Annotated in this window: 16 protein-coding genes; 6 read left to right on the top strand and 10 right to left on the bottom strand. The window is 73.7% G+C overall.

Features of this window, described 5'->3' with window-relative positions; translation table 11 throughout:
- Window positions 1–515: 515 nt before the first annotated feature.
- Window positions 516–1,718 (top strand): amino acid deaminase/aldolase, encoded by a 1,203-nt coding sequence (locus tag IO29_RS16375; protein ID WP_030381915.1) that lies wholly within the window; start codon window positions 516–518, stop codon window positions 1,716–1,718.
- Between the two features lie 45 nt (window positions 1,719–1,763).
- On the opposite strand, the gene IO29_RS16370 is transcribed toward IO29_RS16375, so the two are convergent.
- Genes IO29_RS16370 through IO29_RS16350 form a run of 5 tightly spaced genes read right to left on the bottom strand, consistent with a single transcriptional unit; the run spans window position 1,764 to window position 7,720 of the window.
- Complete coding sequence (locus IO29_RS16370; RefSeq protein ID WP_030381916.1) at window positions 1,764–2,708, bottom strand: DUF2510 domain-containing protein; 945 nt, start codon at window positions 2,706–2,708, stop codon at window positions 1,764–1,766.
- 43 nt (window positions 2,709–2,751) lie between these two features.
- Window positions 2,752–4,116, bottom strand: a complete 1,365-nt coding sequence (locus tag IO29_RS16365) for an HAD family hydrolase (RefSeq protein ID WP_030381917.1) — start codon at window positions 4,114–4,116, stop codon at window positions 2,752–2,754.
- A 34-nt stretch (window positions 4,117–4,150) separates the two neighbouring features.
- Entirely contained in the window at window positions 4,151–4,954 is an 804-nt protein-coding gene (locus IO29_RS16360) for a 3-oxoacyl-ACP reductase (protein ID WP_030381918.1), read from the bottom strand.
- Window positions 4,951–6,345, bottom strand: a complete 1,395-nt coding sequence (locus tag IO29_RS16355) for an aldehyde dehydrogenase family protein (RefSeq protein ID WP_030381919.1) — start codon at window positions 6,343–6,345, stop codon at window positions 4,951–4,953. Before IO29_RS16355 ends, IO29_RS16360 begins: the two co-directional genes overlap by 4 nt.
- A gap of 10 nt (window positions 6,346–6,355) precedes the next feature.
- On the bottom strand, window positions 6,356–7,720 hold the full coding sequence (locus tag IO29_RS16350; RefSeq protein WP_030381920.1) for a glutamine synthetase family protein: 1,365 nt from the start codon (window positions 7,718–7,720) through the stop codon (window positions 6,356–6,358).
- A 74-nt stretch (window positions 7,721–7,794) separates the two neighbouring features.
- Between IO29_RS16350 and IO29_RS16345 the strand changes: the two genes are divergently transcribed.
- Window positions 7,795–8,622 carry a FadR/GntR family transcriptional regulator gene (locus IO29_RS16345; protein WP_078618451.1) on the top strand — a complete coding sequence of 276 codons (828 nt, stop codon included), beginning with the start codon at window positions 7,795–7,797 and terminating at the stop codon, window positions 8,620–8,622.
- 61 nt (window positions 8,623–8,683) lie between these two features.
- Window positions 8,684–9,397, top strand: coding sequence for a gamma-glutamyl-gamma-aminobutyrate hydrolase family protein (locus IO29_RS16340; protein WP_234307629.1), 714 nt, complete (start codon window positions 8,684–8,686; stop codon window positions 9,395–9,397).
- Between the two features lie 185 nt (window positions 9,398–9,582).
- Here IO29_RS16340 and IO29_RS16335 read toward each other — a convergent pair whose 3' ends face one another.
- The 4 genes from IO29_RS16335 to IO29_RS16320 all read right to left on the bottom strand — a co-directional run bounded on the left by IO29_RS16335 (window position 9,583) and on the right by IO29_RS16320 (window position 14,505).
- Window positions 9,583–10,134, bottom strand: a complete 552-nt coding sequence (locus IO29_RS16335; RefSeq protein ID WP_030381923.1) for a helix-turn-helix domain-containing protein — start codon at window positions 10,132–10,134, stop codon at window positions 9,583–9,585.
- A 173-nt stretch (window positions 10,135–10,307) separates the two neighbouring features.
- Window positions 10,308–11,288: a hypothetical protein gene (locus IO29_RS16330; RefSeq protein ID WP_030381924.1), complete on the bottom strand. Its 981-nt coding sequence runs from the start codon at window positions 11,286–11,288 to the stop codon at window positions 10,308–10,310.
- A 312-nt stretch (window positions 11,289–11,600) separates the two neighbouring features.
- Entirely contained in the window at window positions 11,601–13,415 is a 1,815-nt protein-coding gene (locus IO29_RS16325) for an ABC transporter permease/substrate binding protein (RefSeq protein ID WP_030381925.1), read from the bottom strand.
- Window positions 13,408–14,505 (bottom strand): quaternary amine ABC transporter ATP-binding protein, encoded by a 1,098-nt coding sequence (locus IO29_RS16320; RefSeq protein ID WP_030381926.1) that lies wholly within the window; start codon window positions 14,503–14,505, stop codon window positions 13,408–13,410. Before IO29_RS16320 ends, IO29_RS16325 begins: the two co-directional genes overlap by 8 nt.
- 200 nt (window positions 14,506–14,705) lie before the next feature.
- Here IO29_RS16320 and IO29_RS16315 point away from each other — a divergent pair, with 200 nt between their 5' ends.
- From IO29_RS16315 to IO29_RS16305, 3 genes are all read left to right on the top strand, one after another.
- Window positions 14,706–15,611 carry a 5'-3' exonuclease gene (locus IO29_RS16315; protein ID WP_030381927.1) on the top strand — a complete coding sequence of 302 codons (906 nt, stop codon included), beginning with the start codon at window positions 14,706–14,708 and terminating at the stop codon, window positions 15,609–15,611.
- A gap of 198 nt (window positions 15,612–15,809) precedes the next feature.
- Entirely contained in the window at window positions 15,810–16,649 is an 840-nt protein-coding gene (locus IO29_RS16310) for a siderophore-interacting protein (RefSeq protein WP_030381928.1), read from the top strand.
- A 27-nt stretch (window positions 16,650–16,676) separates the two neighbouring features.
- Window positions 16,677–17,615: a pseudouridine synthase gene (locus tag IO29_RS16305; protein WP_030381929.1), complete on the top strand. Its 939-nt coding sequence runs from the start codon at window positions 16,677–16,679 to the stop codon at window positions 17,613–17,615.
- Here IO29_RS16305 and IO29_RS16300 read toward each other — a convergent pair.
- On the bottom strand, window positions 17,612–19,081 hold the full coding sequence (locus tag IO29_RS16300; protein ID WP_030381930.1) for a cytochrome P450: 1,470 nt from the start codon (window positions 19,079–19,081) through the stop codon (window positions 17,612–17,614). The genes IO29_RS16305 and IO29_RS16300 overlap by 4 nt on opposite strands.
- Window positions 19,082–19,083: the final 2 nt, after the last annotated feature.

The following is a 19,083-nucleotide window of genomic DNA, read 5'->3' as shown; positions in this document are numbered from 1 at the left end:
GCCGCCGCGGCCGCCCCCGGGACCCCCGCGGGGCTGCGCCCCTGCACCCCGCTGGGTGGGGGGCTTCGCCCCCAGCGTGGGTTCGGGGCTCCGCCCCACAGCCCTAGGGGGCTCTGCCCCCTGGACCCCCGGGGTGTGTGCGCCTTGGACCCCCGGGGTGCGCGGCTCTGCGCCCTGGACGCCCGGGGTGCGCGGCTCTGTCGCCTGGGCCCCCGGGGTGCGCGGCGCTGCCCCAGGGGTTCCCGGAAGGGTGCGCGGTTCTGTTCCCGGGGTTCCCGGGAGGGTGCGCGGTTCTGTTCCCGGGCGCGAGGGGGTCGGGGGGTGTGGGGGAACCGGGGCGCGGTGTGCTTCCGTGCTCATGGGTCCCTTCCCCCGTTTCTGTCTGGGGGTCGCCCCCTCACCGCGCGTTACTCTACGGGCTGAACCCGTCCCCACGGGAACCAGTCCGGGATGCCAGGGGCTTTGGTCCGGAACGTCCCCTACCCTGCGGTAATCACTTCTGGCAGGCTTCGGGCATGACCGCCCGTGCCGCAGACCGTGCCCGGTACGACAGGGCCACCGCCGCTCTCGACGCCCCTCTCGCCCTCGTCGACCTGGCCGCGTTCGACGCCAACGCCGACGACATCCTGCGCCGCGCGGCGGGCAAGCCGGTGCGGGTCGCCAGCAAGTCCGTGCGCTGCCGGGCCCTGCTGGAACGGGTCCTGGCGCGCGAGGGCTTCACCGGCGTCATGTCGTACACGCTCGCCGAGTCCCTGTGGCTCGCGCGCTCCGGCTTCGACGACGTGCTCCTCGCCTACCCCTCCGCCGACCGCGCCGCCTACGCCGAGCTGACGGCCGATCCGAAGCTGGCCGCCGCCGTCACCGTCATGGTCGACGACCCCGCCCAGCTCCGGCTGATCGACGCCGCCCGCGCCGGCGGCACCGAAGAGGTGCGGGTCTGCGTGGAGTTGGACACCTCGTTGCGGCTCCTCGGCGGCCGGGTGCGGATCGGCGCCCGCCGTTCCTCCCTGCACTCCCCCGCCCAGCTCGCCGAACTGGCCCGCACGGTGACCCGTACGCCCGGCTTCCGGCTGGTCGGGATCATGGCGTACGAGGGACACATCGCCGGCGTGGGCGACGCGGTGGCCGGGCAGCCGGTGCGGTCGCGGGCGGTGCGGCTGATGCAGTCGGCGGCCCGCCGTGAGCTGGCCGCGCGGCGCGCGGAGGCCGTGCGCGCGGTGCGGGCGGTCGCGCCGGAGCTGGAGTTCGTCAACGGCGGCGGCACGGGCAGCGTGCAGTACACGGCCGCCGAGGACGCGGTCACCGAGATCGCGGCCGGCTCGGGTCTGTACGTGCCGCGGCTGTTCGACAACTACACCTCGTTCCAGGGCCGTCCGGCCGCCCTGTTCGCGCTGCCCGTCGTGCGTCGGCCGGGCGTCGGCGTGGTGACGGTGCTCGGCGGCGGCTACCCGGCGTCGGGCGCGGCCGGCCGGGACCGGCTGCCGGTGCCGTATCTGCCCGAGGGGCTGCGGTACGACCCGCAGGAGGGCCCCGGCGAGGTGCAGACCCCGCTCCTCGGCTCCCCCGCCGACGATCTGCTGATCGGCGACAAGGTGTGGTTCCGGCACGCCAAGGCGGGCGAGCTGTGCGAGCGGTTCGACGCGCTGCACCTGGTCGAGGGCGACACCGTCACGGCGACCGTGCCGACGTACCGAGGCGAGGGGCACACCTTCCTCTGAGCCGACCGGAACCGACCCGAGCCGGAACCGACCGGAGTCGGCCGGCTACGCGCCCGGGCCGATGCTGCTGCCCACTCCGCCGTCCCCGGCCGCGTCGCCGACCGGGCGGATGCCCCTGGTGATCCGGTCCATGTCGGCGAGCGGCGGCCCGTCGGTACCCGCGTCGAACGCGAAGCGGACGAGGACCGGCGCCTGGGAGCCCGTGCTGGAGGGGAAGGCGAGGGACTCGACATAGCCGCCGGGGCCCTTCGCCGTGGTGACGCGCCAGCGCACGTAGTACCCGGCGCGGCCGGCCACCGCGATCTGGCCCTGGCCCACGAGGCGGTGGGACGTGACGCCGCCGTAGGGGCGGTCGCCGGCACCGTCGCGGTCGTACTCGGCGTCCGCCGCGTCCTGGATGTCGCCCTTGGCGAGCGTCTCGGGGGTCGAGTCGTCGCCGGCCCGGGCCGTGCGGGACAGCACGCGGCCGTGCCGGCACACGCCGATCGAGTCGCCGGGGCACGAATAGCTGCCGGGGGTGGTGAGCACGATGTCGTCCTCGGCCACGTCCTCGGGACGGGTCCAGCCGTCGAGGACGGGGAAGGTGATCCCGTTGAGGTCGTCCACGACGACCGAGGGGTCGGCGGTGGCGGACGGCGAGGGTGCTCCGGGGCCGGTGGACTTCCCCGGCGCGGCGGCCGGGGAGCCGGGGTCCGAGGCCGTGGCACCGGCCCGCCCGCCGTCGCCGTCGCCACTGTCGCCGCCGTCCCGGCCGAGGACGAGGACCCCGGTCACCAGGCACACCACCAGCACCGCCCCGGCCGCGACGAGGGCGACGACCCGGCCGCGGCGGGAAGCGGAAACGGGACCGCCGTCGGGTACCCCCGGCGGCTGCGGCTGCCGGCCCTCGGGTGTGCGCCGGTGGTCGGTCCAGGCGGTCCCGTCCCACCAGCGCTCCACCAGCGGGTACGACGGGTCCCGGTACCAGCCGGGCGGCGGCGGACTGCTCATTCCGGCACTGTAGAGCCTGTCCGGCCGGTCACCGGGGCGGTCCTCAGGAACTCGTCGCGGCCTCGGGCCCGTACACCGTGTCCTTCTGGTCCGGCACCACCGAGCCGTCGTCCCGGCGGACCGCTTTCCGGCCGCCGTCGGGCTCGTTGTAGGCGGTCGTCGAGCAGGGGTACGGGTCGGCCTTGCGCGGCAGCGGGTCGATGAACATGGGGTTGATCACCCAGCGGCCGTCGGCGTCGTCGTAGGCCCGGCACATGATCTCGGCCTTGTTCCGGTTGAGGACGAGGTGCGCGCCGACCGCGTCGCCGACGAAGGTGACGTCGGTGTCGGCGTCGCCGCCGCCGATCACGATGCGGTGGGCGCGGTTCTGCTTCTTCCAGGCGGCGGCGCCGTGGATGCCGTAGATCTCCTGGTCGATCCAGCAGCGCTTGCCGTCGATGTACGGGATGGCCGTGCCCTTGTTGACCGGGACGTCGCCGCAGCCGGTGTTGTACGTGGTGATCCGGCCCCGGCGGTCCAGGACCGACCGGATGGCGACGGTGTGCGCGGCGTCGACGCCCACGCCCGGCGCCCACACCTCGGTGACGGGCTCGGAGCCGGCCGAGACGATCCAGACGTCGAAGCCCGCCTTCTTCAGCGTGCGGATCAGATCGCGCTGCTGCTCGTAGTAGCGGACGTAGCCGGGGACGGTGTGCGTGCCGAGCGTCTGCGTGGTGCCGACGGGTGCGGCCAGGGCCTCGGCGCGGGCCTGGCGGGCGTAGGAGGAGAGCTCGGCGACGGTGTGGCCGGCGAAGAGCTGCGGCACCCAGGCGTACTGGGGGACGGTGCGCCGGTGGTTCCAGGTGCCGGCGAAGGCGGCGGCGCCGCTCATGGTGGTGGCGTTCTCGCGGATCTCGAAGATCTCGTCGGTGCAGTCGGTGTCCGTGGAGGTCGGCAGGGGCGCGCCGACGGGCACGTCGGTGCCGCACGCCTCGGTGAGCGCGCGGTCGGCGGCGTCGGTGAGCCAGGCGCTGGTGTCCTGCCAGCGCGCGGGGCGCAGGATCTTGTCGTGCTTGAGGGACCAGGCGAGGGTGGCGTCGGTGACGTCGTTCTTGGTGATCGTGTTGTCCCAGTCGAACGCCGCGACCGGGCGGTGACCGTGGTGCCGGCCGCCGTAACAGGTGCCGTAGGCGTCGATGACCTGCTGGAGCCGTTCGCGGTTGGCGCCGTACCAGTCGGTGGTCAGCCGGGGGCAGTTGTCGCGGGCCGCCGTGGCGTGGTCCTGGGCGGCGGTCGCGTGGATGTTGTCCGCCGTGTCCGCGGGTGCGGCGGCCGCCGCGGCCGACGGTGCGGCCGCCAGGACGGCGGCCGCGGCGAGGGTTGCTGTCGTCCGGATGATCGTGGGGGTGATCGCTCGTCGGAGTCGCATGGGACCGGGACGCTACACCCGCGGGCCGCCGTGACTACAGAGGCGTGACGTAGGCCCCCGAGATTCCGCCGTCCACCAGGAAGTCGGTGGCGTTGACGAACGAGGAGTCGTCGCTGGCGAGGAAGGCGACGGCGGCGGCGATCTCCTCGGCCTCCGCGAACCGGCCGAGCGGGATGTGCACAAGACGGCGGGCGGCGCGCTCGGGGTCCTTGGCGAACAGCTCCCGCAGCAGCGGGGTGTTGACGGGGCCCGGGCACAGCGCGTTGACGCGGATGCCCTCGCGGGCGAACTGCACGCCCAGTTCGCGGGACATGGCGAGGACGCCGCCCTTGGAGGCGGTGTACGAGATCTGGCTGGTGGCGGCGCCCATCCGGGCCACGAAGGACGCCGTGTTGATGATGGAGCCCCGGCCCTGGCGCCGCATGTAGGGGAGGGCGGCCTTGCAGCACAGATAGACGGAGGTGAGGTTGACCTCCTGGACCCGCTTCCAGGCCTCCAGGCCGGTCTCCAGGATGGAGTCGTCGTCGGGCGGGGAGATGCCCGCGTTGTTGAAGGCGACGTCGACCGAGCCGTAGGTGTCGTGGGCGGCCCGGAACAGCGCCTCGACCTGGTCGGGGTCGGTGACGTCGACGGGGACGAAGAGGCCGCCGGTCTCCTCGGCGGCGGCCCGGCCGCGGGTCTCGTCCACGTCGCCGCAGACGACGTGGGCGCCCTCCGAGGCGAGCCGGCGGGCGGCGGCGAGGCCGATGCCGCTGCCGGCTCCGGTGACGACGGCGGTACGGCCGACGAGGCGGCGGCAGACGACGTCCGACGGCTGTGCCGAAGGCTGTGCGGTCATTGTGCGGGGCCCTCCGTGGAGATGAAGACGTTCTTGGTCTCGGTGAACGCGGTCAGGGCGTCCGGGCCCAGCTCACGGCCGATGCCGGACTGCTTGTAGCCGCCGAACGGGGTCCAGTAGCGCACGCTGGAGTGGGAGTTGACGGACAGGTTCCCGGCCCGGACCGCGCCCGAGACGCGCAGCGCACGCCCGACGTCACGGGTCCAGATCGAGCCGGACAGGCCGTAGGGCGTGGCGTTGGCGAGGCGGACGGCGTCGGCCTCGTCGTCGAAGGGGAGGACGACGGCGACGGGGCCGAAGACCTCCTCGACGGCGACGCGCGCCCCGGCGTCGACGCCGGTGAGGACGGTGGGCGGGAACCAGAAGCCGGGGCCCTCGGGTGCCGTGCCGCGCAGGCCGGGGGCGCCGGGGTCGACGTAGGAGCGGACGCGGGCGAGCTGGGCGGCGGAGATCAGCGGGCCCATGTCGGTGGCCTCGTCGGCGGGGTCGCCGACGCGGACGGCCTCGATCGCGGGGGCGAGCAGGTCGAGGAAGCGGTCGTGGACGGAGCGCTGGACGAGGATGCGGGTGCGGGCGCAGCAGTCCTGGCCGCAGTTGTCGAGGAAGGACATCGGGGCGGCGGCCGCGGCCGCTTCGAGGTCGGCGTCGGCGAAGACGAGGTTGGGGCTCTTGCCGCCGAGTTCGAGGGTGACGCGCTTGAGGCGGTCCCCGCTCTTCGCCCACACCTGTCTGCCCACGGCCGTGGACCCGGTGAAGACGATCTTCGCCACGTCCGGGTGCTCGACGAGGGCGGCGCCCGCGACCGGTCCGTGGCCGGGCAGCACCTGGAACAGGTGCTCGGGCAGTCCGGCCTCCAGGGCGAGTTCGGCGAGGCGGAGCGCGGTGAGCGGGGTGGTCTCGGCGGGTTTGAGGAGGACGGCGTTGCCGGCCGCGAGGGCGGGGGCGGTGCCCCAGGCGGCGATCGGCATGGGGAAGTTCCAGGGCGCGATGACGCCGACGACGCCGAGCGGTTCGAGGATCGTGACGTCCAGGCCGCCGGGGACCGGGATCTGGCGGCCGGTGAGCCGTTCCACTCCCCCGGCCGCGTAGTCGAGCAGATCGCGGACGTTGCCGGCCTCCCAGCGGGCGTTGCCGAGGGTGTGTCCGGCCTCGCGCACCTCCAGGGCGGCCAGTTCGTCCACGTGCGCGTCGACGGTGGCGGCGAAGCGGCGCAGCAGCCGGGCGCGGTCGCCGGGGGCGAGGGCCGCCCAGCGTTCCTGTGCCCTCCCGGCCCGGGCGACCGCCGCGTCCACGTCGGCGGGGCTCGCGGCCGGGACGGTGGCGAGGAGTTCCCCGGTGGCGGGGTTGAGCACCCGGAGCGCGCCCTGCGGTTGTTCGTTCAGTGTGTCCACGGGGGGCCTCTCACATGCGTTCGAAGGAGCGGCGCAGCTCCCAGTCGGTCACCGCGGCGTCGAACGCGGCGAGTTCGACGCGCGCCATGTTGCGGTAGTGGTCGACGACCTCGTCCCCGAAGGCGGCCCGGGCGATCGGGCTGTGCTCCCACAGCTCGGCCGCCTCGCGCAGGGTGGTGGGCACGTGCGCGTGGTCGGCGGCGTAGGCGTTGCCCGCGCAGGGCTCGGGGAGGTCGAGGCGGTGCTCGATGCCGTACAGCCCGGCGGCGACCATTCCGGCGACGGCGAGGTAGGGGTTGACGTCGCCGCCCGGCACCCGGTTCTCGAACCGCCGGGAGCGGCCGTGGCCGACGACCCGCAGCGCGCAGGTGCGGTTGTCGTGGCCCCAGGCGACGGCGGTGGGGGCGAAGGAGCCGGGCTGGAACCGTTTGTAGCTGTTGATGTGGGGCGCGTAGAGGAGGGTGAAGTCGCGGAGCGCGGCGAGCTGTCCGGCCAGGAAGTGCCGCATCGTCTCCGACATGCCCTCGGGCCCGTCGCCGTCCATCACGTTGGCGCCGTCGGCGTCGGTGAGGGAGAGGTGGATGTGGCAGGAGTTGCCCTCGCGCTCGTTGTACTTGGCCATGAAGGTGAGCGAGACGCCCTCCTGGGCGGCGATCTCCTTTGCGCCGGTCTTGTAGAGGGCGTGCTGGTCGCAGGTGATGAGGGCCTCGTCGTAGCGGAAGGCGATCTCGTGCTGGCCGGGGTTGCACTCGCCCTTGGCGGACTCGACGGTGAGCCCGGCGCCCGCCATCTCGTTGCGGATGCGGCGCAGCAGGGGTTCGACGCGGCCGGTGCCGAGGACGGAGTAGTCGACGTTGTACTGGTTGGCCGGGGTGAGGCCGCGGTAACCGGCGTCCCAGGCCTGCTCGTAGGTGTCCTTGAAGACGATGAACTCCAGCTCGGTGCCGATCTGCGCGTTCCAGCCGTGCTCCGCGAGGCGTTCGAGTCCGTGGCGCAGGATCTGGCGGGGCGCGGGGACGACCGGCGAGCCGTCGTGCCAGGTGAGGTCGGCGAGGGCGAGCGCGGTGCCCTGGTGCCAGGGGATCCGGCGCAGGGTGGCGAGGTCGGGGCGCAGCACGAAGTCGCCGTAGCCGCGCTCCCAGGACGACATCGCGTAGCCGTCCACGGTGTTCATGTCGGCGTCGACGGCAAGGAGGTAGTTGCAGCCCTCGGTGCCGTGCTCCAGGACCTCGTCGCAGAAGAAGCGCGCGGCGAACCGCTTGCCCTGGAGCCGCCCCTGCATGTCGGGGAAGGCCAGGACGACGGTGTCGATCTCGCCGCCCGCGACGAGGGCGTGCAGCTCCTCGGCGGCGAGCGGGGGTGTGCGGTCTGCCACGGGAAGTCCTCCTAGGTCAGCCGGGAGCCCTAAGGTATGGCTTGAGACCATTGCCTGGGAAGGGGGTGCCGCGCATGTCGCAGGACGGGGCGGGCGGGCCGCGGGGCGGTCCGGGGGACGGCCGGGGCGGTCCGGGTCTTTCGCGGGGCGGCCACGGCGATGCGGAGGACGGTTCGGCTCCCGCGCGGGACCGGCTGGCGGCGGTGCTGCGGCCGGTGCGGGCGGGGAACGGCTTCGAGGAAGCGCTGGAGCAGGTGTTGCAGGTGCTGCGGCTCGGCCTGGTGCCCGCCGGGGAGCGGCTGCCCGCCGAGCGGGAGCTGGCCGAGCGGCTCGGCGTCAGCCGGGTGACGCTGCGCGAGGTGCTGCGGGTGCTGCACGAGGAGGGCCTGGTCGAGTCCCGGCGCGGGCGGTACGGCGGCACGTTCGTGCTGCCGCGCGCGGAGGGAGGGGGCGGTTCCGGCGCGGCCGAGTTGCGGCGCCGGATCGCCGCGGTCGACCTGGAGGACGTGCTGCGCTTCCGCGAGGTGCTGGAGGTCGGCGCGGCGGGGCTGTGCGCGGCGCACGGGCTGGACGACGCGGGGGCGGGGCGGCTGCGGGCGGCGCTGGCCGGCACGCGGGACACGCCGCCGGGCGGCTATCGGCGCCGGGACACCCTGCTGCACCTCACGCTCGCCGAACTGTCCGGCTCGCCGACGCTCGCCGCGCGGTACGCGGCGGTACGGGCCACGCTCAACGACCTGCTGGACTGCATCCCGCTCCTCGTGCGCAACCTCGAGCACTCCCAGCGGCAGCACACCGCGCTGGTCGAGGCGGTGCTCGACCGGGACGCGGGCGCGGCGCGGGAGGGGATGCGGGAGCACTGTGCGGGGACGGCGGCGCTGCTGCGGGGGTTCTTGAGCTGAGGTTCGGCGGAGTGTGCGGTAAAGGTACGGTGGCGGGCCATTGCGGAGCGGGAGTGCGTAGGTGAGTGGTGTGGGCGGTGCGGGCGGGCGGCCGTTGATCGGGGTCAGTACGTATCTGGAGTCCGGGGCGCGCTGGGGGGTCTGGGAGCTGGAGGCGGTGCTGCTGCCTGCCGGGTATCCGCGGCTGGTGCAGCGGGCCGGGGGGCTCGCGGTGCTGCTGCCGCCGGACGAGCCCGGCCGGGCGGAGGAGGCCGTCGCGCGGCTCGACGGCCTGGTGATCGCGGGCGGTCCCGACGTCGACCCCGTCCGCTACGGCGCGGAACGCTCGCCGCGGACGGGGCCGGCCGCGCCGGAGCGGGACGCGTGGGAGCTGGCGCTCATCCGGGCGGCGCTGGCGGCGGGCACGCCGCTGCTGGGGATCTGCCGGGGGATGCAACTGCTCAACGTGGCATTGGGCGGCACGTTGGTGCAGCACATGGAGGGGCATGCCGAGCGGGTGGGGGTGTTCGGGACGCATCCCGTGGAGCCGGTGCGGGGGAGTCTGTACGCGGGGATCGTGCCGGAGGTGTGCGAGGTGCCGGCGTATCACCATCAGGCGGTGGAGCGGGTGGGTGAGGGGCTGGTGGTGTCGGCGTACGCGGCGGACGGCGTGGTGGAGGCGGTCGAGCTGCCCCAAGGGGCGGACGGGGGGTGGGTGCTGGGGGTGCAGTGGCACCCGGAGATGGGGAGCGATGTGCGGGTGATGCGGGCGCTGGTGGAGGCGGCGGCGTCCTGAGTTCCGCTGCGGAGGGACGCGGAGAGCTCGTGCGGTGCGGTTCGTCGGCGGGTGCGAGTGGTTGCCCGCGCCGTTCCCCGCGCCCCTGAGAACTGGGGGCGCCCCCTGGCTTTCAGGGGCGCGGGGAACTGCGCGACAAGCCACGACACAGCCGCACCCGCCCGCGCACGCGAACCCCCGAGCGATCAGGCCCCGGGGTCGAGGTGGTCGCCCACGGCGACGACCACGACCCTCGTCTCCGGCACCGTCGCCCTCCACCGGTGCCGTATCCCACCGGTGAGGTACAGCGTGTCGCCGCGGCCCAGGCGCTGGGCGCGGCCCTCCGCCTCGACCTCGATGCCGCCCTCCACCACGTACATCAGCTCGTCGTTGCGGTGCTGGAACTCGCGCCCCGCGTCATGGTCACCGATGAACTCCATCGCGTGCAGCTGATGGTGCCCGCGCACCAGTGACCGTACGCGGGCCGGCACCGGCCCCTCGTCGTCGGCGCGGACCACGTCCACGCCGCCCGCCGGGTCCGCCGCGGCCAGCAGCGTCGCCGCCGTCGTGCCGAGCGCGTCGGCGACCTTCTCCAGGGAGCGCCGGCTCGGCCGCGCCCTCTCGTTCTCGACCTGGCTGAGGAACGGCACGGACAGCCCGCTGCGCTCGGCCACGACGGCGAGCGTGAGTTCCAGGGCCCGGCGCCGCCGCCGGACGGCCGCGCCCACCCGCAGGGGCTGTTCCTTGTGGTCGCCCATCGCCCCGGCCTCCTCCCTGGCTCGTCGGTGGTTCGTCGGTGGTTCGCCGACAGTTCGTCGTTGCGGTGACATACGGACTCGTACGTACTCCACGGTTGTCTGCACCCTACGCACGTTCGGCAAACCGTTTCATGCGGCCTTCACAACGCCGTGACCGCGGGGAAGCACGAGGCTCACAGATCGCGCCAGTACAGGAGTTCGCCGGCCTCCCCCGGCGCCGCCCCCTCGCTCGGCACGAAAACGCTGACCAGGAGGGCGCGACGGCCGTCCGGGGTGGTGATCGTGGTCGCGGAGGGGTTGGCGAACGCGTGGCTGCCGCGGTGGGTGCGTACGGTGACCGGTTCGGCACGGCCGAGCCGTGGGTCATAACCGTACAGCCGCCAGCTGCCGAAGTCGTGCGCTCGCAACTGGCCCTCGATCAGGACGAGGTCCTGCCCGGCGAGCCGCAGGAACGAGCGGTCCCCGATGTTGCCGCGGGGGCCGCAGGCCCGTACGGCGTGGTCGAGCCGCTGGTCGGGGTGGGTGCGCCAGTCGCGGAAGCCGTGGAGCACGGCGGTGAGCTGGCGGTCGGTGCGGCAGTGGGCGCGGTAGTGGCCGGTCAGTTCGACGGTGCCGCCGCGCACGGCGGTGATGTCGGGGGTGCCCTCGGCGCAGCGGGAGAGCGTACGGGGCGCGTCGAAGGCGCGTTCGGGGCGCCCGGTCAGGAGTGCGGAGAGTCCGGGGTAGGACCGTAGCTCCAGGTGATTGTCCGGATCCTTTTCGTAGGCGAGGACCCAGTCGCCGTCGCTCCCCCCGGCGGCGGCGAGGGACGGCTGGCTGGTGCCGGGGCCGAAGTCGTGTCTGCGGTGCCAGGTGCGCAGGTCGGTGGAGGTGGCGATCGCCGCGTGGAAGCGGCCGTCGTCGAGCGCGGTGTGGTAGACGGCGAGGTACGGGCCGGTGCCGGACGGCGGCTGCACGATCTGGGCGGCGTCCATGGTGCGGCCGGTGTCGTCCCGGGCGTCGTAGAGGTGGCCGTCGGCCCGCCGGACGTCGCCTGCGAGCTGCGTGAAGCGGGCAGCGGCGGAGGGCGAGGCCACCACCGGGCTCGCGGCGGGGAGCAGGGCGACCAGGACGGCCAGTGCCGCGTACAGCACGGGGCGGGGCGTGTGGAGCACGACGCCTCCCGGGTGTCGGCGGGCAGGGACGTGGGCGTGCGCAGAAGGGGCGGGTACCCCGAACGGCCCCGTCCTGCGCGTCGTCCTACCGCGCCTTCCGCCACCGCCCGTTCCGCCCCCGGCCGGCCCGCCACCGCCCGTTCCGCCACCGGCCGGCCCGCCGCCGCCCGTTCCGCCACCGCCCGTTCCGCCACCGGCCGGCCCGCCACCGGCCGGCCCGCCACCGGCCGGCCGAGCCGGGAAACGTCAGGAGGGGCGGACCCGGGTCCGCCCCTCCTCGATCGGCTCCCCCGCCGACGGCACGCAGCCGTACTACTCCGTCTTCGAGCCGCCGACCGGCGCCCACTTGTCGAGCTGGCCGGGGTTCTTCTTCAGCCAGGCACGGACGGCGTCCTGCTCCTGGCCCTTGTCGACCTTCTGGATCTCCGCCTCCAGGCTGGTGAGCTGCTTCTCGGTCATCGAGAAGTTCTTCAGCCAGTTGCCGACCTCGGGGTTGTCGGAGGTGAAGCCCTTGCGGGCGAGGGTGTGGACGCCGTCGCCCTTGCCCCAGGCGCCCTTCGGGTCCTTGAGCTTCTTCAGCTCGAAGTCGTTGTACGCCCAGTGCGGCGACCACAGCGGGACGACGATCGGTTCCTTCTTGGCGTAGGCCCGCTTGAGCTCGGCGAGCATCGCGGGCGTGGAGCCGTCCACGACCTTGTACGTGTCCTCCAGGCCGTACGCCTTGAGGATCTTGCTCTTGAGCAGGCCCATCTCGCCCGCGCTGGGCTCGATGCCGGTGATCCGGCCGTCGAACTCGTCGGCGTGGTCCTTGAGGTCGGCGAGCGAGTCGACGTCCTCGACGTAACTGGGAACGGTCAGCTCCAGGCTGGTGGGGCCGTACCAGGAGCCGAGGTCGTCGAGCTGCTTGCCGTACTTCTTCCAGTACTCGGCGTGCGTGGTCGGCAGCCAGGAGTCGGTCTCGAAGTCGATCTGGCCGGCGGCCAGCCCGGTGTAGAGCGGTCCCGCGGTGTACTGCGCGGTGGTGACCTCGAAGCCGCGCTTCTGGAGGATCTCCTTCCAGAGGAAGGTGGTCGCGACGCCCTCGTCCCAGGGGATGTAACCGATGCTGATCTTCTTGCCCCGGCCGACGTTGCCGTCGGAGGCCTGCACGGTGCTGGAGGAGGACGGGCCGAAGATGCCCATGCCGCCGGCGACCAGGGCGAGGACGACAACGCCGACGACGGCGACCGTCGGACGCGGACGGTACGTCCAGACCTTGGCCCCGCCCGTCGCACGGGCACGGGCGGCGGCGCGGCGGCCCAGCGGGGAGAGCTGGGTGCCCAGGGCGCCGGTCACCCGGTCGAGGTAGATGGCGAGGATGACGATGCCGAGGCCGGACTCGAAGCCGAGGCCGATGTCGAGCTGGCCGATGGACTCGTTGACCGCGCCGCCCAGACCGCCGGTGCCGACCATGCCGGCGATGACGACCATGGACAGACCGAGCATGATCACCTGGTTGACGCCGGCCATGATGGTCGGCAGGGCGAGCGGCAGCTGGACGCGCAGCAGGGTGTTGCGCGGGGAGGTGCCGAACGCCTCCGCCGCCTCGACCAGCTCGGCGTCGACCTGGCGGATGCCGAGCTCGGTCATGCGCACGCCGGGAGCGACCGCGAAGATCAGGGTGGCGACGACACCGGCGGGCACGCCCAGGCCGAAGAACAGGATCGCCGGGATCAGCAGCACCATCGACGGCATCGTCTGGAGCAGGTCCAGGACGGGCCGCACGACGGAGGAGACGGTCTTGGAGCGGGCCGCCCAGATGCCCACCGGGACGCCGATCAGCAGGGCGATCACGGTGGCGACGAGGACCAGGGACAGGGTCGACATCGACCTGTCCCACAGGGCGAGCGAGTCGATGAGCGCGAAGCCCGCGAAGGCGAGGACGCCGGCGGTGAGGCCGCGCAGCCACCAGGCGAGGACGGCGAGGATGCCGGCCATCAGCAGCGGCGAGGGGCCGCCGAGGACGGCGTCGACGCCGTCGTACATGCCTTCGACGACCGTCTTGATGGCGTCGAAGAGCCAGGACATGTGGTCGACGAGCCAGCCGACGCCGTCGTCGACCCAGTCGCCGAGGTGGATCCTAGGCACGGCTGATCACCTTCTTCCCGTGCGTGTCGCCCGGCCGGTCGCAGGACACGGGGTCACCTGCCTCGGTGCCGCTCCCGCTGAGGAAGCCGACGAGGCGCCGGCGGGGGACGACGCCGACGAGCCGGCGTTCGCCGTCGAGCACGGCCACGGGGTGGCTGAGCCGGGCGCTGAGCGCGCACAGCTCGGTGAAGGGGGTGGCCGGGGCGGCGGTCTCGCAGCCGCAGTCCGCCTCGTCGCCCCGCACCTCGGTGTCCATGACGGACTCCGCGGTCAGCACGCGGGAGCGGTCGACGTCCTTGGTGAAGGAGGCGACGTAAGTGTCGGCGGGGCGCAGCAGGATGTCCTCGGCGGTGCCGGTCTGCACGATGCGGCCGTCGCGCATGACGGCGATGCGGTCGCCCAGGCGCATGGCCTCGTTGAGGTCGTGGGTGATGAACACGATCGTCTTCTTCAGGGTCTTCTGGAGTTCGAGCAGCTGGTCCTGCATGTCACGGCGGATCAGCGGGTCGAGGGCGCTGAAGGACTCGTCCATCAGCAGCAGATCGGCGTCGGTGGCGAGCGCGCGGGCGAGGCCGACGCGCTGCTGCATGCCGCCGGACAGCTCGTCGGGCCAGGACGACTCCCAGCCGGCCAGGCCGCACAGGGCGAGCGCCTCGTCGGCCCGGCGTTCGCGCTCGGCGCGGGGCACGCCCTGCACTTCCAGGCCGTAGGCGGCGTTCTCGCGGACGCTGCGGTGCGGGAAGAGCGCGAAGTGCTGGAAGACCATGCTGATCTTCTTCGCGCGGACCTCGCGCAGTTCACGGTCGTCGAGTGCGGTGAGGTCACGGCCGTCGAAGGAGACGTGTCCCGAGGTGGGCTCGAGGAGTCCGTTGAGCATCCGCAGCAGGGTGGACTTGCCCGAACCGGACAGGCCCATGACGACGAAGATCTCGCCGGGTGCGACGGAGAAGGAGGCGTCGATCACGGCGGCGGTGATGCCGTCGTTGCGCAGTTCCTCGCGGTCGGCGCCCTTGTGGATGCGCTCCACGGCGTCGTCGGGTCGTCTGCCGAACACCTTGTACAGGCGTTCGGCCTGCAATCTTGATGACACGTGTACCTCTCGTCTGCCGGCGGCGTTGCTCGTCCCCGAGGCGGTTGAAGGGTCAACCGCCCAGCGGAACGAGGCGGCGCCTGCCCCGATCGTCCGCACCCAAACGCGGACGTGACCTCCTTCACAGGGCGCCCGGCAGCCCGGGGGCGCACCCCGGGCAGGCCGCGCCCCGTACTCTGCGGGGCGTGACACGACGTCTCATGCTTCTCGACACCGCCTCCCTCTACTTCCGCGCCTACTTCGGCGTCCCGGAGTCCCTCAAGGCACCGGACGGCACGCCCGTCAACGCCGTCCGCGGTCTCCTCGACTTCGTCGACCGCCTCGTCAAGGACCACCGCCCCGACGACCTCGTCGCCTGCATGGACGCGGACTGGCGCCCCGCCTGGCGCGTCGAGCTGATCCCCTCGTACAAGGCGCACCGCGTCGCCGAGGCCCGGCCTGCGGGTCCGGACACCGAGGAGGTGCCGGACACGCTGTCCCCCCAGGTGCCGATCATCGAGGCCGTCCTCGACGCCCTCGGCATCGCCCGCGTCGGCGTCGCCGGCTACGAGGCGGACGACGTGATCGGCACGTTCACCGCCCGCGCCACCGGCCCCGTCGACATCGTCACCGGCGACCGCGACCTGTACCAGCTGGTCGACGACGCCCGCGGCGTGCGCGTGCTGTACCCGGTCAAGGGCGTCGGCACCCTGCAACTGACCGACGAGGCCGTGCTGCGCGAGAAGTACGGCGTGGACGGCCGCGGCTACGCCGACCTCGCCACGCTGCGCGGCGACCCCAGCGACGGCCTGCCCGGTGTGCCCGGCGTCGGCGAGAAGACGGCCGCGAAGCTGCTCGCCGAGTTCGGCGACCTGGCCGGGATCCTCGCCGCCGCCGGGGACCCGAAGGCGAAGCTGACGCCGGCCCAGCGCCGCCGGATCACCGAGGCCCTGCCGTATCTGGAGGTGGCCCCCACGGTGGTGAAGGTCGCCGACGACGTACCCCTGCCCGAGGTGGCGCCCGCGCTGCCGCGCGCGCCGCGCGACCCCGAGCTGCTGGACGCGCTCGCCGCCCGCTGGAACCTCGGCGGCTCCCTGCAACGGCTGCTGACGACGCTGGGGGCCTGACCGCACGCACCGGACACGCGACGCCCGCGCCCGTGACCGGTCCCGCGACCCCGGCCACGGGCGCCGCCCGGTGCATGAGGGGTCGCGTACCCGGTACCCGGAAGTCCGTTTCCCTGCCCTTCGCGGCCGTTCGTGGCCGTCCCGGCGCGGACGAGTGCTAACTTAGGTAAGCCTTAGCGCAGAGACACGGAGGCCGTCATGGCAGAGCGCCCCGCCCGCAAGCCCCGCAAGCTCCACACCGGCCAGGTGATCCGCACCGAGCGCCTGACCCCGCACATGCAGCGGGTGGTGCTGGGCGGCGACGGTCTCGCCGAGTTCGGCACCGGCGGGTACACCGACCACTACGTGAAACTGCTGTTCCCCCGCGAGGGCGTCACCTATCCCGAGCCGTTCGACCTCCAGCGCGTCCGCGAGGAGTACCCGCGCGAGCAGTGGCCGGTGACCCGTACCTACACCGTGCGCGCCTGGGACGCGGAGACCCGGGAGCTGACGCTGGACTTCGTGGTCCACGGCGACGAGGGGCTGGCCGGACCGTGGGCCGCCCGTGCCAAGCCCGGCGACCTGCTGCGGTTCAACGGCCCTGGCGGTGCCTACGCCCCCGACACGAGCGCCGACTGGCATCTGCTCGCCGGTGACGAGAGCGCCCTGCCCGCCATCGCCGCCGCCCTGGAGTCGCTGCCCGACGGCACCCCCGCGCACGCCTTCCTCGAGGTGTCGGGCCCCGAGGAGGAGCAGAAGTTCGACTCCGACGCGCAGGTCACCTGGCTGCACCGCGGCGACCGCCCGGTCGGCGAGGCCCTGGTCGAGGCCGTACGGGCACTGGAGTTCCCCGAGGGCCGGCCGCACGCCTTCGTGCACGGCGAGGCCGGCTTCGTCAAGGAGCTGCGCAGGCTGCTGCGGGTGGAGCTGTCGGTGCCGCGCGAGGACCTGTCGATCTCCGGCTACTGGCGGCTCGGCCACAACGAGGACGGCTGGCAGGCCTCCAAGCGCGAGTGGAACGCCCAGGTGGAGGCCGAGCAGGAGCCCGCGACCGCCTGAGCGCCGCCCGCCCGTACGCTGGGGCGGGTGAGACGCCGGACCCGTATCCCGCCCGCCCCGCTGCCGCAGCGCGAGGGCGTCGATCCGGTACGGGTGCGGCTGCCGCAGGACGGCGCCTGGACGACCGTACGCGAGCATCTGGTGGCACGGCTGACGGCCGGTGACGGCGTCGTGGACGCGATGCTCGCCGCGGGCGAGATCGTCGGCGCCGACGGGCGCCCCGTCACCCCGGACGCCCCCTACGTGCCCGGCATGTACGTGTGGTTCCACCGCGCGCTGCCCGCCGAGGAGCGGGTGCCGTTCGAGGTCGAGGTGGTGTACCGCGACGCGCACGTCGTCGTCGCGGACAAGCCGCACTTCCTGGCCACCACCCCGCGCGGCAGCCATGTCGCCGAGACCGCGCTCGCCCGGCTCCGCCACGGGCTGGGCATCCCCACGCTCACCGCCGCGCACCGCCTGGACCGGCTCACCGCCGGACTGGTGCTGTTCACCGTCCGCCCCGAGGAACGCGGCGCCTACCAGACGCTGTTCCGCGACCGGCGGGTGCACAAGGAGTACGAGGCCCTCGCCCCCTACGACCCCGCCGTCGCCCTCCCCCGCACCGTGCGCAGCCGTCTGGTGAAGGAGCGCGGGCAGCTGACGGCGCGGGAGGTGCCGGGCGAGCCCAACGCGGAGAGCCGGGTCGAACTGGTGGGCCACGAGGGCGGTGTCGGGCGGTACCGGCTGCTCCCCCGCACCGGGCGGACGCACCAGCTGCGCGTGCACATGTGCGCGCTGGGCCTGCCGATCCTCGACGACCCCCTCTACCCGGAGGTGCGGCCGCCCGGCACGGCGGAGGACCACACCCGCCCGCTGCGGCTGCTCGCCCGCGCCCTGGAGTTCACGGACCCGGTGACGGGACGGCACCACGCGCTGCGCAGCGCCCGGGAGTTGAGGCTCCCGGGCCCTGACGCTGCCGTCTCCTAGGCCTCGCCCCGCCACCAGCGCAGGAACCGCTGCCAGGCGCCGGGCCGCGGGGCGGCGGGCGGCGGCGCCGGTGCCGGTGCCGATGCGGATGCGGATGCCGATCCCGGTTCGGCCGTCTCCTGGGGTGCCGCGGCCCTCACCCGTGCGGCGGGCGTCGGCGCCGGAAGCTGCCGGAACGCGGGCCGCCGGTCGACGTCCTGCGGCGGCCGGGGCCCGAACCGCACCGGCAGTTCCGCCAGGTGCCGGGAGGCGATGGACTCCGTCCAGCGCAGCTGGTCCTCGGGGCAGGCCAGCCGCACGTCCGGCAGCCGCATCAGCAGCGCGTCGATCCCGGCGTCGGCGATGGCCCGCCCGATCTCCTGCCCGGGGCACTCGTGCGGTCCGCCGCCGAAGGCGAGGTGGGAGCGGTTGCCCTGCATGTTGGCGGCGAGGTCGGGGCGCACCCGGGGGTCGACGTTGCCGGGCGCGATGCCGAACAGCAGCCCGTCGCCCTTGCGGATGCGCTTGCCGCCGAGCTCCGTGTCCTGCTTGGCGAAGTAGCCGAGCACGGTGCTGAACGGCGGCTCGTCCCACAGCGACTGCTCCACCGCCTCGGGCACGGTCATCTGCCCGCCGCTGAGCTGGGCGCGGAACCGCGGGTCGGTGAGGATCACCCGGAGCACGTTGGAGATGAGGTTGACGGTGGCCTCGTAGGCGGCGATGAGGACGAGCCGCAGGTGTTCGCGGATCTCGTCGTCGCTGAGTCCGGCCGGGTGGGCGATGAGGTGACTGGCGATGTCGTCCTCGGGGTGGGCCCGGCGGCGCCGAGTGAGCCGGTCCAGGGCGTCGACGAGGTACTGGTTGCTGGCGATGGCGGTGTCGCTGCCCTTGAGCATGTCGCGGGCCGCGTGCACCATGCGGTCGTCGTACTCGTCGGGCATGCCGAGGACCTGGCACATCACGGCCATCGGGAGGTGCTCGGCGAACTCGCCCACGAGGTCGGCCCGGCCGTCCTCGCAGAAGCGGTTGACCAGGCGCTGGGTGGCGCGGTTGATGTGGCGGCGCAGCGACCGGTGGTCGATGGTGCTCAGCGCGCCGGTGACGGCACCGCGCAGCCGCAGGTGCTCGTCGCCCTCGGCGTGGGAGCAGATGGGCTGCCAGGCGATGTGCGGCATCAGCGGGTTGGCGGGATGGACCTCGCCGTCGCGGAGGGGCTTCCAGATGCGGCTGTCCCGGGTGAACTGCGAGGGCGAGCGCACCATGTGCAGGTTCTCGCCGTGGCCGAGGACCACCCACACGGGGACGTCGTCGTGCAGCAGGGCGGGGGCCACGGCACCGTGCTCCTCGCGGAGTTCCTCGTACAGGTCCGAGAGGTTCTCCGCGCCGGGGCCGTAGAGCCGGCGCAGCCCGTCCGGGCCCAGGGCGTGGGCGGGGCAGCCGGGCGGCGGTCCCGCCAGGCCGGTCGGGGAAGGGGAATCAGACGTCACGG

It is taken from the genome of Streptomyces sp. NRRL F-6676 (genome assembly GCF_000725625.1).
Lineage (GTDB): Bacteria > Actinomycetota > Actinomycetes > Streptomycetales > Streptomycetaceae > Streptomyces.
Note: the sequence above shows the minus strand (reverse complement) of the source record. Positions and strands in the feature narration are given on the sequence as shown.

What these genes read in the sequence shown, in the direction of transcription:
- IO29_RS16315 (WP_030381927.1), top strand. Translation starts at nt 14,706, where the DNA reads ATGCTTCTCGACACCGCCTCCCTCTACTTCCGCGCCTACTTCGGCGTC.
- IO29_RS16365 (WP_030381917.1), bottom strand. Translation starts at nt 4,116, where the DNA reads ATGCGACTCCGACGAGCGATCACCCCCACGATCATCCGGACGACAGCA.
- IO29_RS16370 (WP_030381916.1), bottom strand. Translation starts at nt 2,708, where the DNA reads ATGAGCAGTCCGCCGCCGCCCGGCTGGTACCGGGACCCGTCGTACCCG.
- IO29_RS16360 (WP_030381918.1), bottom strand. Translation starts at nt 4,954, where the DNA reads ATGACCGCACAGCCTTCGGCACAGCCGTCGGACGTCGTCTGCCGCCGC.
- IO29_RS16375 (WP_030381915.1), top strand. Translation starts at nt 516, where the DNA reads ATGACCGCCCGTGCCGCAGACCGTGCCCGGTACGACAGGGCCACCGCC.
- IO29_RS16335 (WP_030381923.1), bottom strand. Translation starts at nt 10,134, where the DNA reads ATGGGCGACCACAAGGAACAGCCCCTGCGGGTGGGCGCGGCCGTCCGG.
- IO29_RS16345 (WP_078618451.1), top strand. Translation starts at nt 7,795, where the DNA reads ATGTCGCAGGACGGGGCGGGCGGGCCGCGGGGCGGTCCGGGGGACGGC.
- IO29_RS16310 (WP_030381928.1), top strand. Translation starts at nt 15,810, where the DNA reads ATGGCAGAGCGCCCCGCCCGCAAGCCCCGCAAGCTCCACACCGGCCAG.